Here is a 15,787-nt window from a genome sequence, read left to right as displayed (position 1 = left end):
AATAGTTAGTTTTCAAGTCCTATTTTCTGAGGAAAAAAGAAAATGAAAATTGGTAAAACCCTACACCCCACACCCTGCATCCCACACCCCACACCCCACACCCTACACCCTACACCCCACACCCCACACCCCACACCCACGAAAAACTTTTTGCCGCAAACCCTACTTATAAAGCGGTTAGATAGCGGATTTTTTCCAACAAGAGGGAGGGTTGAATCGGTTTGAGGAGATAGTCGTCAATGCCATGACGACCGAGAAAATTAACGCTGATTTCAGGGGTATCATTCAAGATTAGCACTTTACTGGCTTGAGTTTGGCTAGATTTTTTTAAGAGATGACAGAGATGATATATATCGGGCATTTTTCGATCAACAATTATAATACTTGGCTGCACGATCTCAATTTTTTTGATAGCGGAGACACTATCGATTAACCAAATAACTTGATAATGTGCCACCATCAATAACTCACAAATAAGATTGGCGATTTCTTCGTCACTTTCAATCAACACTATAGTGGGATGGTGGTGATTAAAATGGGGATTATGATCCGAGGGTTGGGGTTGGGATTTAGGGGGCTTTTGTTGAGGTAAACGGACGGTAAAGATGGAGCCTTTATCTAAGCAAGATTCTACCTCGATCGTGCCGCGATGGAGTTCCACTAATTGTTTAGTTAAAGCCAATCCTAATCCCACACCACCATAACGACGTTTCCGAGAGCCATCCAATTGGGTAAATTTTTCAAACAGAAGCGGTATTTTTTGAGCAGGAATGCCGATGCCCGTGTCCTCTACCTGAAAAATGACCTGACTGCCTTCTTTCCACAGTCTCAGCGTGACAGCACCCTGTTCGGGGGTAAATTTCAGGGCATTTTTTAACAAGTATAAAAGTATCTGCTGAACTCGATCATAATCGGCATAAAAATAATGCTCTTTTTCGGTTATTTTCATCTCTAAAATTAGATTAATTTCTTTAATCTCTGCCTCTGTTTTAATAATCTCTAAAACATGATTACAGAGATATTTTAGCGAAAATTGTTTAATATCTAAAACAGCTTTCCCCGCCGAAAGTTGCGAGAAATTAAGCAAATCATTGATTAATTCTAATAGTTTATTGCCGTTATCCTGAATAACTTTTAGATAGTTTTTTTGTTTGTCGGGAGGTAAAAAATTATTAGCTGCCGAGCATTTTTGCAGGGTACTGGACAAACCGATAATACAAGTTAGGGGAGTTAATAACTCATGACTAATATTATTTAAAAATTCACTTTTGCAGAGGTTAGCGGCTTCTGCGGCCATTAAAGTATCTTGTAATTCTTGGGTTCTTTCTATTACCCGGCGTTCAAAAATATCTTTTTGTTCCTGTACTTGAGAATATAATTGCGCTTGATAGATAGCGATGGCGAGATGTTCACCAATCTGACCTAAAAATTTCTTTTCTTGCGGCAACCATCGGCGTTTTTCTCCACATTGATGGGCAATTAATAAACCCCACAATTCTTCTTGTACCACAATCGGGGCGATTAATTTTGATTGCACTTGGTGTTGTCGCAAAAATTCCGACAAACAGAAGGAAGAAGAATAGTTAACATCCACATCATCCACGGCCAGAATTAATCCTTGACGATACTTTTCCTTGTATTGAGGAATATAGGAAAAACAATCGTCTTCGGGGGTTAAATTTAACACCGAATTTATCTGGTCAGAAATGCGCGACTCGGAAGTTATTTTTCCCTTTCCCTCGCCGGTACCGGGGAAAAATTGATAAATTAACAATCGGTCCACTTGCAGAAACTCTCGCGCTTCCCTGACTACGGTTTCCAGAATCACCGGTATCTCCAGACTCTGACGCATCTGGGTGATGACTTGGTTTAATAATCTTTCCTGTTGGATTTGTTGGGATAGGGCAGCTTCTACCGGTTGACAAACGGAGAAGATGCGGGGACAACCCCCCTCAGCAGACGGAGAAGAAATTATCGAGAGAATTTTGACTAAAATTTTATTTTGAAAACTGCTGACATTATTGGATAGAGGCAGATTTAAAATTTGATAACCCTGCTGAATTTTTGGGTTGTGGAGAGACTTGACGGACAGTCCTTGCAGAAAGTTTTTAATCGTGTTCGCTTCAAAACTAATGCGGACTTCGTACTCAAAGTTATGTGCTTGGGGACTGGCTAACAATAAAGCTTGTAGGTCAGTGGAAAGCAAGAGTTGATAGATTTCCCCCGTCTTTAGGGGCAGCTCTCTTTCACTGAGACTAATCCTCGGTGCTGTCACCTGTATTGCCAACTGTCCCCACCAAGAACGAATTTGTTGGAGGTGAGTAGATGACAACACTTGACAGCAAACATAAGCGGGAGCAGCATTCATTTATCAGTTATCATTTATCAGTTATCATTTATCAGTGATCATTTATCAGTGATCAGTTATCAGAAGGCAGGAGGCAGGAGGTGATAGGGTGATAGGGTGATAGGGTTTTAGTTGAAATTCCCCCACTTCCCACTTCCCACTTCCCACTTCCCAGTCATCAGTAAGGGGACTGGGGTTTGGGTTTTAGTGAAGATTTTTCTTAATCCCTATCCCCTATCCCCTAATCCCTATTCCCTGTTCTTTAAATTGCCGCAGACAGATATAATCATCTCTATCTACCTAAGAATGATCCCTCGATCGAGACCCTGATTCTCAAAACCTAATCATTATTTAACCTGACTCTCAAAACTTATGCACCGTATTGCTCCCCAAGCGGGTGGTTGGACAGCGGATACCGAAGGGGTGATTATTATTGACCAAAATCCGGCCCCGATTGTTCTCCTCACCATGGCTGATACCGATATTCAAACTCTAGCGGCAGCTATCGACCATCTACCGGATAATTTTCCCGCAATTCGCGCCCTGAATTTATCACAGTTACAGCAGCAATACAGTATCGATAACTATGGGGACAAGGTACTATCCCAAGCAAGAGTGATTATTCTTCGCTTATTGGGGGGACGGGGGAGTTGGTCCTACGGGTTGGAAGTAGTTAAGGAAATTGTCGAGGAAACCGGTGCGACTTTATTTGTCCTCCCGGGAGAGGATAAACCGGATTTAGAGTTGATGAGTCATTCCACTGCTTCCCTGACTACTGTTAACCAGTTATGGTGCTATTTCACGGAAGCAGGGATAGATAACTGGATTAATGCTGCTAAATTTATCGCGCATACCTGTCTCCATCTCGACTATCTTCCCTCTCCTCCTGGGGTTGTCCCTAGGTTGGGAATCTATTCCCAGACAACCCTATCCCAACCCCAAGCACGGACTTGGATACTTTTCTATCGTTCCCATTATCTCGCAGGTAATACCAAAGCTATCGATGCTTTAATCAGCGCTTTCACCCAAAGAAATATTGAAACTGTCCCTATCTTTCTCTCCTCTCTGCGGGAAATTGAAGTGCAAGAGGAACTATTAACCCTCTTTTCCCAGCATCCCCCAGACCTAATTCTCGACACCACTAGCTTCTCTATCCAACGACCAGAAGACAAACAAAATCATCACTTCTGGCAGTCCCTCAATAAACCCATCTTCCAAGTTATCCTCAGCAGCAGCAGTTTAGAAGCTTATCAACAGGGTTATCAAGGTCTTTCCCCCCGGGATGTGGCCATGAATATCGCTTTACCGGAAATGGATGGCAAAATTATCACCCGCGCTATTTCCTTTAAATCTGTCCTCACCCGACATCCCAAACTAGAAACGGAAATAGTTATCTATCAACCCCTCCCCCACCGGGTTGATTTTGTCGCTGATTTAACCGCAAACTATTGTCAACTCTCCTCCCTTCCCAACTCCCAGAAAAAAATTGCTCTCATTTTCCCCAACTATCCGAATAAGGATGGTCGTATCGCTAACGGAGTCGGTTTAGATACTCCCGCTAGTGGTTTGGAAATTCTTCGCGCACTACAAACCCAAGGTTATACCCTCACCGACCTCCCCGACCATAGCGATGAATTAATGCGATTGCTGATTTCCGGTATCACTAATGACCTGGAGACAAGGGAATTAAAACCTATCTATCAATCTCTCTCCCTAGAAGCATATCTAGATTATTTCTCCTCCCTTCCCCCCGATAATCAAAGCGCTCTGCTTGACCGTTGGGGATATCCAGACAAGGATTTCCCTATCCCCGGCATCCAGTTAGGTAATGTCTTTATCGGTATTCAACCTTCTCGCGGTTATGACCTTGACCCGACTCTTAATTATCATTCCCCCGACCTGGAACCTACCCACAGCTATCTCGCTTTTTACCATTGGTTACGACAGGAATTCCAAGTCACTGCTGTGATTAATCTCGGTAAACACGGCAATTTAGAATGGCTACCCGGGAAGAGTCTCGCTCTTTCTCCCCATTGTTATCCCGAAATTGCTTTCTCGTCGCTGCCGAATTTTTATCCGTTTATTGTCAATGACCCCGGAGAAGGGTCCAGCGCTAAAAGACGTTCCCAAGCTGTTATCATCGACCATCTCACTCCCCCGATGACGCGAGCGGAATTGTATGGGGATTGGGAAAAGTTAGAGTCCCTCATCGATGAATATTATCAGGCAGAATCTCTTGATCCTTCTCGTTTAGCTCTGATTCGCGAGCGGATTAACGATCTGGTGGCGAAAACTAATCTCGATCGAGAGCTAGGCACGATCTCGCGTAGCGAGCGCGTTGCGACCAGCGCTTCCTTTAGTCAATTTCTTACCCTCGTGGATGGTTATCTCTGTGAACTCAAGGAAGCACAAATCCGCGACGGTTTACATATCTTCGGTCAATGTCCCCAGGGTCAGCAGTTAATTGATTTAATCCAATCGATCGCCCGTTCTCCCAGTCCCGACCGCCCCGGTTTAACCCGTTCCCTTGCCCTTGACCTCCATCTCGACTGCGACCCCCTGACGGAATATAACGATACTACTACTTATCTGGAAGGTCTCGCTCAGGATTTAATTAGCCGGAAAATTGAACCTGTAGGCGAAAATACGGCAAAAGAATTGGTTTGGCTAGAAAATCAGTTAATTCCTGCTTTAAAACAAACCCCCGATGAACTTACCTATCTCTTAAAAGGTCTCGCTGGCCAATACGTCCCCAGTGGTGCTTCCGGCGCTCCTACCCGCGGCCGTCCTGATGTTCTCCCCACCGGCAGAAATTTCTATTCCGTCGATACCCGCGCAATCCCCACAGAAACCGCGTGGGAAGTGGGAAGAAAGGCCGCAGAGGCACTAATTGAACGTTATACCCAAGAAAATGGCGAATATCCCCGCACTTTGGCGATTTCTATCTGGGGAACTTCGACGATGAGAAATAGTGGCGAAGATGTGGCCGAAGCCATGGCTTTACTGGGAATTCGTCCCCTTTGGGATGGTTTTTTCCGTCGGGTGGTCGGGTTTGAAATCCTTACCCCGTCTAGCTTAGGCCGTCCTCGCATTGATGTGACCGTTCGGGTATCGGGCTTTTTTAGGGACAGTTTCCCCAGCATACTACATCTTCTTAATTCTGGCATAAATGCGGTAGCTTGTCAAGAGGAAGAGGAAAAAATTAATCCTTTAGCGGCGAAAGTGAAGACAGAGAGGGAGTTTTGGCTAAGTCAGGGCTTAGGAGAAAAAGAGGCGAAACTGAGAGCTACTGCCAGAATCTTTGGCTGCAAACCGGGTGCTTACGGGGCCGGTTTACAGGGGTTAATCGAGTCACAAAACTGGCAAAATGATCAAGACTTAGCTAATGCTTATATTAACTGGAGTTGTTATGCCTATGATAGTCAAGGAACTGCCCATTCTTTACCGGAAGTATTGAGAAATAGACTGCAAGAATTAGAGATAGTGCTGCACAATCAGGACAATCGGGAACACGATATTTTCGACTCCGATGACTACTATCAATTTCAAGGCGGCTTAACTGCCAGTGTCCGGGCATTAACCGGCAAAAATCCCGTCACCTATTTTGGTGATCATTCCCGCCCGGAAAATCCCCGCATCAGAACCCTAGAGGAAGAAATTCGCCGCGTTTACCGTTCGCGAGTAGTAAACCCCAAATGGATAGCGGGAGTGATGCGACACGGCTATAAAGGCGCTTTCGAGATGGCTGCGACCGTAGATTATATTTTTGCCTACTCTGCCACTACTCATCTGGTGGAGGATTTTATCTATCAGGGAGTAGCCGAAGCTTATTTATTTGACCACAAGGTACAACAATTTATTCAGGAGAAAAACCCCTGGGCATTGCGAGATATGGCCGAAAGATTGTTAGAGGCTCAACAACGGGGATTATGGACCCAGGTGGACCAGAAAACTTTAGATCGATTGAGGGCAATTGTCCATGAGGCCGAAGGAGCGATCGAATCGGGTCAGTAATTAATAACTGCTCTAGAATCAGTCTATCAAGAAATTGCTCAAATTACTTTAGTAATGAGAAACGGGACTAAATAATGGCCGGAATTGAGGGATTGAGGGATTGAGGATTAAAAATTATCGAGCGCTCAAGGATATAACCCTGGGCAAGTTATGGAACACTCAAAATCGAGATTCTCTGACACCGATGACGGCCGTTATCGGCAAAAATGGTGTGGGAAAAAGTACACTTTTTGATGCGTTCGGTTTTTTATCTGATTGTCTTAAAGGAGGAGTAGAAGAAGCTGGTGATGCGCGAGGTCGGGGCGGCTTTGAGCGTCTTCGTTCCCAGGGTCAGGAAGGAAGCATTGAATTTCAGATTTATTACAAAGAAGATTACAATTCCCGACCAATTACCTATGAATTTGGCTATTTTCGAGATAAACTACGTCATTTCAGTAACGAAGAATCAACAACTTTAGTACAGCTTTTCTCATAAAGATGAAGTGTAACCTAATTTGGTATTAACGACCGACTCCCCAAAACGAAAACTTCCCATCTCACCATTCAGATAACTGCTGTAGGTACTGAAAACTCAAATCTGATAACTTGCAGAGGAATGTAGCGAAATATACGGAGCGATCGAACTGATTTGTAATATATGTGGCCTATAAAATAGGATGATGCGAGCGTTGTCCATACTTGCATCGGGAGGGAACCGTGACGACTTTTCTGGCTTCGCTCAATTTACTGCCTTCTAGTTCTCCCGCTACTAATTTTCAGACCCGGGAATGGACTTTTCCCACACTCTACTCCACTCTTGCTCCTGCTGCCCTAGCAGATTTAGTTTTTTCTCGTTACGAGATTGATGTACCGAAAAATTGTCAATTTTGGCATCGGGGTTTAAGTGATGTCTATCTCCTCGAAACCCTGACAACTCCCTACATTTTGCGCGTATCTCACTGCCATTGGCGCAGCAAAATGGAAATCGACTTCGAGTTAGAATTATTAGATTATCTCGATCGCTCTCAGGTTCCCGTCGCCGCCCCAATTCGCACCAAAAACGGTGATTTATCCCTAGAAATTAATGCCCCAGAAGGGAAACGTTACGCCGTCCTCTTTCCCTATGCTCCTGGAGGAATTGCTATTGGGGACATAGATATAGAACAAGCCTATCATTTAGGGGCGATCGTGGCTAATTTACATCGGGTGACAGCAGATTTTCAACCCCTAGCCTATCGTCATCCCCTCAACCTCAAATATCTTCTCGACGATTCCCTGCAAATTATCGCACCTTTTCTGCACCAACGACCGACCGACCTAGACTGTGTCTTAGAAACCATTGGGGAAATAGAGGAAGAAACCGCTAAATTACCGACAGAATCTCCCTATTGGAGCATTTGTTGGGGCGATCCTCATAGTGGTAATGTACATATCACCCCTGATAATCAGATGACCCTATTTGATTTCGATCAGTGCGGTTATGGTTGGCGAGTTTTTGATATCGCTAAATTTCTGCAAGTTTCCCTACAATCCGGCTTAAATCGCCAGGTTCGCCATGGTTTCATCCAAGGTTACGATCAAACAGTGCCTTTAACCGATGGTGAATTATCTTGTCTTCAGTATCTCACCCAAGCGGCCTATATTTGGTCTTGGTCAATTAGTTTAAATAACCTGCGTTTAACCGATTATAGTCGTCTCTGCGCCAATTATTTTAGTAGCCGTTTGGCCATTCTCAAACGTTTAAGAACCCAAGAATGGGAATTATTCTAAGCACCCTTAATCCTGTTGGTGACAGCAGGCCCTAACTAGCCAAGATCAACTTTCTTGCTGGTCAATGGCCAAACGAGGTATCGATCCCTGTATGCTGGTAAGTATAGATAATCACTAGGTAAAGACTTTCTTCTCCATCTGCCAAAAGTGAAGCAAGCTTTACCGCTTTTGAATACTCTCTCACAGGCTCACAGACAGATGGTTATTATGTCCAGAAGAAAGAAAAAGTTTCCCTGTGGTCACAAGGGTTATGGCCAAGTCTGCCATCATTGCGCTCAACTAGATGCCGCTTGGGAAGAAAGAAAACGTCAAAAAAATGCTTGGGAAGCCACTTTTTCCCAAGATCCGATCGATCTGCGGGAATTACCGAAAAATGTGGTACTTAAAGCTAGGGAAATCCTGCAAGGATTACAAAATCACCGCAATTATCGAGATTTCCACGGTAAACGATTGCGACACGATCGCTTTATTATCAGTATCCCCGTTACCCGCAATTATCGCCTCATCTGTCGCGACCACGGCAATCTGCTCGTCCCGGAGGCAGTGATCTCTCACGAGGACTATAATGTCTGTAAACCGGGTAGGTGAAGCTAATCTTTAGTTTGCTTGGGAAGATTTATCGCTGTTTATGTCTCCCCAAAATCCGGCAGCCAATTTTGATCGAGAATCTCCTCTAGACTAGCTAACACTTCCCCGGGGAAAATACTGGCATCTAATCCAGTTATATCAATAATTATCTCCCGAGCATCAGTGTAACATTCCTCAAGTATCTCGGATAAATAGGGTTTGAGACTGGGACTATCTCTCAGTATTTTCTTGATTTGTTTCCGAAAGGTTCTAATTTCCCCTTTCCATCCAGCTTGATTATAATCTCGTTGGGATTGCCAGTAAGTTAACTTCAGTAAATGTTCTAAAAGTCGAGTTAATAAACTTTCTAATGCTCGTCGTTCACTTTTTCCCAAATCTGCCAACTCCTCTAATAAATTCGGCCAATCTACCGCTTGAAAATCCCCTTGACGCAATTGGTTGATAGTATTTTCTAACCAAAGCTGATAATCGCTATCGTAGAGAGTTGGGATGGTAACTTTGATCATTTTTGAAATGGGGAAAAATAAGGAGTTAAGCTGCAGGTATCCAAACTATAGGAGAAATTTGGGCTAATCAATCAGCTAGTCTTGCCGGTTTAGCCGAATTATCCTCTCGATCAGGAAGGGAGAAGGCTCTCTTATTCTTTGTGTGATAAGTTTAACTTATATAAGAGCGATCAATCTTTGTGTCCTTTCTGTCTTTGTGGTTCGTTCCACTCGCTCGCCAGCATGAATGTATCTTAGAATACATTTTACCCAGCAAACCCAAGAGAGCCAGGAGAATCGGCAATCACATCTAACCGCGAAAAAAACCGCCAAAAAGAGTGATAATAAACCTAGCTATTCCCAGAGTAACAAGGAAAGCCCGATGGTGAAAACAGTAATAGGTGTCGATTTAGGTGGAACGGCTATTAAAATTGGTAAATTTGACCAAGAGGGCAATTGTATCGAATCTCTCACCTTGCCCACTCCCCAACCCGCTACACCCAAAGAAGTCGCCCTTACCATACATCAAGGCATTTGTCAAGTAAATTTAGATAAAAGTTGTCAAGCCATCGGTGTGGGAACGCCGGGGCCAGCGGATGCTCAGGGAAGAATTGCCAAAATAGCGATTAATTTGGCAGGATGGCGGGATATTCCCCTCGCCGATTGGTTAGAAGAAAGTACGGGAATGCCGACAATTTTAGCCAATGATGCCAATTGTGCCGGTTTAGGGGAAGCTTGGTTAGGAGCGGGCAAACGGTTTCAAAACTTGATCCTGTTGACCTTGGGGACGGGAGTAGGAGGGGCAATTATCCTCGATGGTCACTTATTTGTCGGCAGCAAGGGAACAGCCGCAGAATTAGGCTTAATAACCCTCAATTTTGACGGTCCATTGTGCAATAGCGGTAATCAGGGTTCCTTAGAACAATACGCCTCCCTGCAAGCTATTCGCCGGATGACTGGCAAAGAACCGAAGCAATTGGCGGAATTGGCCGAAAAAGGCGATCGAGAGGCTTTAGAATTCTGGCAGGGTTACGGTTGTTTACTGGGGGCTGGTATCGCCAGTTTACTCTATGTTCTCACCCCAGAGGCGGTAATTATCGGCGGCGGCATTAGCGCCAGTGCTAAGTTTTTCTTTCCCTCTCTGCTCGCAGAAATCGAAAGACGGGTTTTACCTAGTTCCAGAGAAGGATTAGAGGTATTAACGGCCGAGTTAGGTAATCGCGCCGGGATGGTGGGGGCTGCTAAATTAGCTTGGCAATTATTGGACCTCCGCAAGGAGTCTATTATGGCGGTATCTGACTAAAATTGTCTGACTTAATCGTGAATAATTAAATGGCGATCGCCATCGATACTCACCCATCCCTGACGCTGAAACTCGCCTAACAAACGCGTCACCGTTACTCTCGTGGTAGCGATAGCATTGGCGAGATTTTGATGGGTTAAACGTATCTTTAAACGACTGCCTTGGGCGATTGGTTCTCCCATTTCCCGCTTTAATAACTGTAGTAACTGCTGGAGACGTTCCTCCACTCGTTTCAGTCCTGCGATCGCAAGAAGCGATTCCGTTTGTTGTTGACGACGGATCATTTGATTTAACATCATCCTAGTTAATTCCGCCGAATTTTCTACTTCGGCGATCGTGTACCATTTTAGGTACAGTTCCGACAAGGCTCTGGCGTGATAGGATTCTAGATGGGTCAAATTTAAGCCGAAAAAGTGGGATGAATGAACCCAGCCTAGTAAAATTTCCTCTCCACTCTCAGATACTTGACTTAGTTGCGCCATACCCCGATAAACTTGCCAGACTCCATCAACCACCAGAGGAATATTTTCCCCGCGATCATAAAAATGGAGCCGACGACTCTCGCTATAGTCTTCTCGGAAGGGTGAGACGCTGGGATTATAGGTCAGCAACATGATCAAAGTTCTCCTGGGTGAGGGGCTAACAATTTTAACCCCACTTTACTGTATCAAGGTAAACATTAGGTAATCCCCAGATTAACAGTTATCAGTTATCAGTTATCAGTGGGTAAGTCATCAGTTTTCAGATGTGAGTTATCAGTTCACTGATTACTGATTACTGTTCACTGTTCACTGAAATAACTTCCCCATTTCCTTCTCCCGCAGCTGAAAAACCTACAGATCATTAATTTAAAGCATCTTTAAGAGCCGTGCGAGCGGCCAGATGATTGCGGGTCGAGGTGAGAATTTCCGATTCTCGTTGGAGACGACTGACTGTATCGAGCATTTCTAATAAAGCTTGTTGTTCCCCGGCCACACCGTAGAGATTACCCGCCACCCAGTAGGATAATTCCAGGGGAAGACTGGGCAAATCGTCGGGGAGTTCAATTTTTTGAGCGGTTAATTTGGCTGAGAGATGAACCACATCCCGCAGCAGTCGATCCACTTCTGTGGCCAGAGGTCGCAGATCTTGGGTGGTGGGGACATCTTCAATCCACTCCACTAAACCGACGCGATAGGGTTTTTCCCGGACGTATTCTAGGACACGGAAGCGCTGTTGACCGATGGTGAGAATTTTTAGGCGATCATCTGGGAGACGTTGACAACGGACAACTTCCGCACAACTGCCCACTTTAGCAATTTCTCCCGTGGCCGGATCTACCATTAAGACCCCAAAACGGCGATCTTCTTCCAATATCGTATTCATCATAATCCGATAGCGAAACTCGAAGATGTGCAGGGGCAGAGGACGACCCGGGAATAAAACAACTTCGGGTAGGGGAAAGAGAGGTAATTCTCTAACGGCAATGGAAGAAGTGGCCATAGGTTTAGTAAAAAAAAACCGATCTTCTCTTATTTTTACACAATCCCCCCTGAACCGCTAGGCAAGGTCAATGGGCGGGAGACGGGAGACTGTGTTCAGGAGTCGGTCGTCAGCTTTTTCTCCCTTCTCCCCTGCTCCCCTGCTCCCTGCTCCCCATCTCCCCACTTCATAATTCATAATTCATAATTTATAATTCCCTCACCGCTCGATCTGCGATCGCTAAATGAGAAAATTGCTCATTTTGTCATCTAGATTGCATCCTGATGGGAAACCTTTGGGTAATCTATGAGTAGAGATACTCAAACCTCCTCTTCATTGCTGCTTTCCTGAGAGGGGTGATTTTTTTATCTCATAAACTTTACAATATTTAATGATTGTTGTAATATTAGTTAAATAAGCAAGGTTCTCACTACTTGCCATTTATGCCCAAAAACTCTATGTCTAGCTAAAAACTGGACTATAGAGGCAATTAAATCGTCAATTAGATTTCTCTCTATCCTTGAGTAATCACTTACCAATATCTTTACAAAACGAGAAGAAACCCTGATAGCATCTCCTTAACTGCCCCTTGGGGAAGCGATCCGAAAAACGCCATCAATCCCTGAATATCAACCCTCAATCGACGCGCACTCATGAAAACCTCGAAAAACCTTACCGATCCAGTTCGCGCCTATCTCAGAGAAATTGGCCGAGTTCCCCTTCTCACCCATGAAGAAGAAATTCTCTACGCGAAACAGGTACAAAGATTAATTTTTCTGGAAAAAATCAAAGAATCCCTAAGGGCGAAACTCGGCAGCGAACCCAGCGATCGCCAATGGTCAGAAGCGGCGGAAATTAGTGAAGAACAACTCCGTCGAGAATTGGGGGCAGGGGATTTCGCCAAACGCAAGATGGTAGAAGCGAACCTGCGTCTAGTGGTTTCCGTCGCTAAAAAATACCTAAAACGCAATCTAGATTTATTAGACCTCATCCAAGAGGGAACCATTGGGATGCAAAGAGGTGTGGAAAAATTCGATCCCACCAAAGGCTATCGCTTTTCCACCTATGCCTATTGGTGGATTCGCCAAGCCATCACCCGGGCGATCGCAGAAAAAAGTCGCACCATCCGTCTGCCCATCCACATCACCGAAAAACTGAATAAAATCAAAAAGGCCCAGCGTCAACTAGCTCAAGATAAAGGTCGCGCTGCCACCATTGCCGAATTAGCCGAGGAATTAGACCTAACTCCCAAACAGGTGCGAGACTACTTGGAAAGGTCCCGTCAACCCCTTTCCCTTGACTTAAAGGTGGGGGACAATCAAGACACGGAATTAGGGGAACTCTTGGAAGATACGGGACTTTCTCCCGAAGATTACACTACCTACTCTTCCCTGCAGGTGGATTTGGAAAAACTGATGGCAGACCTCACCCCTCAACAAAAAGAAGTGATTTGTCTGCGTTTTGGTTTAGATAATGGGCAGCCCCTCACCCTAGCAAAAATTGGCGTTCGACTCAATATCAGTCGTGAACGCGTCCGTCAGATCGAACGAGAAGCGATCGCTAAATTAAGAAAACGCAAGGGCAACATCAGAGAATACCTAGCTAGTTAAGCGAGAGATAACCTAGAATTTGGGTCAAATTGATCGTCTGGATCACAGCGAGAAAAATGACCCATTTCTAAATTCATGGGCGACTTTTCTCGGCTATTTCTCCACTTATTCAAGATATTTTTTCAAAAAGAGAGCTAATTTTTCTTTAGTGGCGACGGGAACAGAATCTAGACGGGTAAGAATAGCGTATTTAAGGGCAGAATGAGCGACGGAAACGGGAGGATCAGCTGCTAGACGGCGCACCGTTTCTTGGATAACTTTTTGGGCATTAATAGCGTTATGGTGTAGATTTTCGATCACCATTTCTACCGTGACATGATCGTGATCGGGATGCCAACAATCATAATCGGTAACTAGGGCTAAGGTAGCATAGGCAATTTCCGCTTCTCGGGCTAATTTTGCCTCGGTTAAATTGGTCATACCGATCACGGTTGCCCCCCAACTTCTATAGAGATTTGATTCCGCTTTAGTAGAAAAAGCCGGCCCCTCCATGCAGATGTATGTACCGCCCCGATGCAAGGTAACTTCCGGTAGGTTTAAACTAGCGACGGCATCCCCTAAAATTTGCGCTAATTGCGGACAAATGGGATCACCAAAGGCAACGTGGGCAACAATTCCTTCCCCAAAAAAAGTCGCTATTCTCTCTTTAGTTCTGTCAATAAATTGATCGGGAATGACTAAATCTAGGGGTTTAACTTCGGCTTTTAGGGAACCAACGGCCGAAGCGGAAATAATATATTCAACCCCTAATTGTTTGAGAGCGTGAATATTAGCGCGAAAGGGTAATTCGGTCGGTAAAAAATGGTGATTTCTGCCATGACGAGCTAAAAAGGCCACTTCTGTTCCCTCTAAAGTACCGAGAATTAAAGCATCGGAAGGAGAACCAAAAGGAGTATCGAGGGATACTTCCCGCACATCCTTGAGGGCATCCATTTTATACAAACCACTGCCGCCAATGATGCCAATTTTTACCGTCGTCATAGTCTTGGAAAGAATTAGTTATCGTTGCCTTGATGTTACCACAATTGAGCGATCGAACTGTGATAATTTTTCCGTCAAAGCCCTACTTTTTCTTTTTCTTGCCTTTGAGGGAACCATTAATTAAACCATTAAAGCCATAAATTTCTTCAGTTCCCGCAATGGCAACTAATTCCACCTCTTTCGTGTCTCCCGGTTCAAATCGAACTGATGTACCCGCGGGAATATTCAGATGGGTTCCTTTGGTTAATTCGCGCTGGAACTCTAGGGCCTCGTTAACTTCATAAAAATGATAGTGGGAACCCACTTGAATCGGTCGATCGCCTGTATTAGCCACAGAAATACGCAGGGTGTCGCGACCGACATTAATCTCGATCGCTCCGGATGGTGTGATAATTTCTCCCGGAATCATAACTGCTAAAAATCTCCTGTTAATGAATGGGATTGTGAACGGTAACTAATTTAGTACCATCGGGAAAAGTCGCTTCGATCTGCACTTCTGTAATCATTTCCGGGATGCCTTCCATTACCTCCTCGCGGGTTAACAAAGTGGTGCCGTAACTCATCAATTCAGCGACGCTACGACCTTCCCTCGCACCTTCGAGGATGGCGGCGCTAATATAGGCGATCGCTTCGGGATAATTTAACTTGATACCACGGTTTTTGCGTCTTTCGGCGAGCAGTGCCGCCGTGAAAATGAGTAATTTATCTTTTTCTTGGGGCGAAAGTTGCATAGATAGGCCTTTTTTCACACAGATGCTAGGGTTATTGTAGTTGTTGGCCGGATATTTGTAGCGATCGAGTTGTGAAAATTTATTTACTTAGCCCCGATTATTGATGAAGATTTGGGAGAATACTCAAAAGTCTTGCTAGAAAGGTCATTCAGTCCTCTGGCTAAAAAACGGCCAGCAATTGGTGAATAATTCAGGCTAGTGTCTCGTTCTTATTTGAAATAACTATAAATCATTGCTGGATTGGAAGCCAGCCGTGCTATCATTAATCAGAAACGGCAATGAGGCCTGTGGCGCGACAAATGACGGTGATTCGCAGTTAGAAAAAGACAACCACCGGCAACTCCCAGAGGAAATGGTTTATCAGACCAGATCCTGACGATTAAGCAATAAAATTAAACGCCAAAATCCCATCATTAAAGTCGTTATCGCTGATATTGGGTAAGTTACCCGGTAAATCCTCAAAGCCAAAGATATTATTCCCCCTTGACCGTAAATGTTCCGCCCCATCGGGATTTGCC

At 44.6% G+C, this 15,787-nt stretch carries 14 protein-coding genes; 6 read left to right on the top strand and 8 right to left on the bottom strand.

The genetic code is table 11. The features are described from left to right. Positions 1-166 precede the first annotated feature (166 nt). The gene (locus tag IM475_RS02180; protein ID WP_287726538.1) at positions 167-2,368 is read right to left on the bottom strand and encodes an ATP-binding protein; all 2,202 of its coding nucleotides are present in this window, start codon (positions 2,366-2,368) and stop codon (positions 167-169) included. A gap of 351 nt (positions 2,369-2,719) precedes the next feature. Here IM475_RS02180 and cobN point away from each other — a divergent pair, with 351 nt between their 5' ends. The 4 genes from cobN to IM475_RS02160 all read left to right on the top strand — a co-directional run bounded on the left by cobN (position 2,720) and on the right by IM475_RS02160 (position 8,698). Continuing rightward, positions 2,720-6,361 carry a cobaltochelatase subunit CobN gene (cobN, locus tag IM475_RS02175; protein WP_287726537.1) on the top strand — a complete coding sequence of 1,214 codons (3,642 nt, stop codon included), beginning with the start codon at positions 2,720-2,722 and terminating at the stop codon, positions 6,359-6,361. Between the two features lie 91 nt (positions 6,362-6,452). Continuing rightward, positions 6,453-6,836, top strand: coding sequence for an AAA family ATPase (locus tag IM475_RS02170; RefSeq protein ID WP_353737430.1), 384 nt, complete (start codon positions 6,453-6,455; stop codon positions 6,834-6,836). Positions 6,837-7,057: 221 nt separating this feature from the next. Next, the gene (locus IM475_RS02165) at positions 7,058-8,110 is read left to right on the top strand and encodes a phosphotransferase enzyme family protein (RefSeq protein ID WP_287657781.1); all 1,053 of its coding nucleotides are present in this window, start codon (positions 7,058-7,060) and stop codon (positions 8,108-8,110) included. Positions 8,111-8,317: 207 nt separating this feature from the next. After that, positions 8,318-8,698, top strand: a complete 381-nt coding sequence (locus tag IM475_RS02160; protein WP_002747647.1) for a DUF7682 family zinc-binding protein — start codon at positions 8,318-8,320, stop codon at positions 8,696-8,698. Positions 8,699-8,736: 38 nt separating this feature from the next. Here IM475_RS02160 and IM475_RS02155 read toward each other — a convergent pair whose 3' ends face one another. Then, a complete protein-coding gene (locus IM475_RS02155) occupies positions 8,737-9,204 on the bottom strand; it encodes a DUF29 domain-containing protein (RefSeq protein ID WP_287657782.1) in 468 nt (155 codons plus the stop codon). 361 nt (positions 9,205-9,565) lie between these two features. Here IM475_RS02155 and IM475_RS02150 point away from each other — a divergent pair, with 361 nt between their 5' ends. Then, a complete protein-coding gene (locus IM475_RS02150) occupies positions 9,566-10,486 on the top strand; it encodes an ROK family protein (RefSeq protein WP_287726535.1) in 921 nt (306 codons plus the stop codon). A gap of 11 nt (positions 10,487-10,497) precedes the next feature. On the opposite strand, the gene IM475_RS02145 is transcribed toward IM475_RS02150, so the two are convergent. Next, positions 10,498-11,100 (bottom strand): Crp/Fnr family transcriptional regulator, encoded by a 603-nt coding sequence (locus tag IM475_RS02145; protein ID WP_287657785.1) that lies wholly within the window; start codon positions 11,098-11,100, stop codon positions 10,498-10,500. 229 nt (positions 11,101-11,329) lie between these two features. Continuing rightward, positions 11,330-11,968 (bottom strand): LON peptidase substrate-binding domain-containing protein, encoded by a 639-nt coding sequence (locus IM475_RS02140; protein WP_104396341.1) that lies wholly within the window; start codon positions 11,966-11,968, stop codon positions 11,330-11,332. Positions 11,969-12,600: 632 nt separating this feature from the next. Here IM475_RS02140 and IM475_RS02135 point away from each other — a divergent pair. Next, the gene (locus IM475_RS02135; RefSeq protein ID WP_287657786.1) at positions 12,601-13,557 is read left to right on the top strand and encodes an RNA polymerase sigma factor, RpoD/SigA family; all 957 of its coding nucleotides are present in this window, start codon (positions 12,601-12,603) and stop codon (positions 13,555-13,557) included. A 105-nt stretch (positions 13,558-13,662) separates the two neighbouring features. Here IM475_RS02135 and IM475_RS02130 read toward each other — a convergent pair whose 3' ends face one another. The 4 genes from IM475_RS02130 to IM475_RS02115 all read right to left on the bottom strand — a co-directional run. Further along, positions 13,663-14,538 carry an S-methyl-5'-thioadenosine phosphorylase gene (locus IM475_RS02130; RefSeq protein ID WP_287657787.1) on the bottom strand — a complete coding sequence of 292 codons (876 nt, stop codon included), beginning with the start codon at positions 14,536-14,538 and terminating at the stop codon, positions 13,663-13,665. A gap of 82 nt (positions 14,539-14,620) precedes the next feature. Continuing rightward, a complete protein-coding gene (ureB, locus tag IM475_RS02125) occupies positions 14,621-14,947 on the bottom strand; it encodes an urease subunit beta (RefSeq protein WP_045356217.1) in 327 nt (108 codons plus the stop codon). A 19-nt stretch (positions 14,948-14,966) separates the two neighbouring features. Then, positions 14,967-15,269 carry an urease subunit gamma gene (gene ureA / locus IM475_RS02120; RefSeq protein WP_002738360.1) on the bottom strand — a complete coding sequence of 101 codons (303 nt, stop codon included), beginning with the start codon at positions 15,267-15,269 and terminating at the stop codon, positions 14,967-14,969. Between the two features lie 379 nt (positions 15,270-15,648). Then, positions 15,649-15,787, bottom strand: a 139-nt coding sequence (locus IM475_RS02115; protein ID WP_353737429.1) for a DUF4114 domain-containing protein, incomplete at its 5' end; no start/stop codon positions are given.

Source organism: Microcystis sp. M061S2, assembly GCF_020245605.1.
Lineage (GTDB): Bacteria > Cyanobacteriota > Cyanobacteriia > Cyanobacteriales > Microcystaceae > Microcystis.
The sequence above is the reverse complement of the archived record's forward strand: the minus strand, read 5'-3'. Positions and strand labels throughout refer to the sequence as shown.

What these genes read in the sequence shown, in the direction of transcription:
- IM475_RS02155 (WP_287657782.1), bottom strand. Translation starts at nt 9,204, where the DNA reads ATGATCAAAGTTACCATCCCAACTCTCTACGATAGCGATTATCAGCTT.
- IM475_RS02135 (WP_287657786.1), top strand. Translation starts at nt 12,601, where the DNA reads ATGAAAACCTCGAAAAACCTTACCGATCCAGTTCGCGCCTATCTCAGA.
- IM475_RS02150 (WP_287726535.1), top strand. Translation starts at nt 9,566, where the DNA reads ATGGTGAAAACAGTAATAGGTGTCGATTTAGGTGGAACGGCTATTAAA.
- IM475_RS02145 (WP_287657785.1), bottom strand. Translation starts at nt 11,100, where the DNA reads ATGTTGCTGACCTATAATCCCAGCGTCTCACCCTTCCGAGAAGACTAT.
- ureB (WP_045356217.1), bottom strand. Translation starts at nt 14,947, where the DNA reads ATGATTCCGGGAGAAATTATCACACCATCCGGAGCGATCGAGATTAAT.
- IM475_RS02130 (WP_287657787.1), bottom strand. Translation starts at nt 14,538, where the DNA reads ATGACGACGGTAAAAATTGGCATCATTGGCGGCAGTGGTTTGTATAAA.
- ureA (WP_002738360.1), bottom strand. Translation starts at nt 15,269, where the DNA reads ATGCAACTTTCGCCCCAAGAAAAAGATAAATTACTCATTTTCACGGCG.
- IM475_RS02160 (WP_002747647.1), top strand. Translation starts at nt 8,318, where the DNA reads ATGTCCAGAAGAAAGAAAAAGTTTCCCTGTGGTCACAAGGGTTATGGC.
- IM475_RS02180 (WP_287726538.1), bottom strand. Translation starts at nt 2,368, where the DNA reads ATGAATGCTGCTCCCGCTTATGTTTGCTGTCAAGTGTTGTCATCTACT.
- cobN (WP_287726537.1), top strand. Translation starts at nt 2,720, where the DNA reads ATGCACCGTATTGCTCCCCAAGCGGGTGGTTGGACAGCGGATACCGAA.
- IM475_RS02140 (WP_104396341.1), bottom strand. Translation starts at nt 11,968, where the DNA reads ATGGCCACTTCTTCCATTGCCGTTAGAGAATTACCTCTCTTTCCCCTA.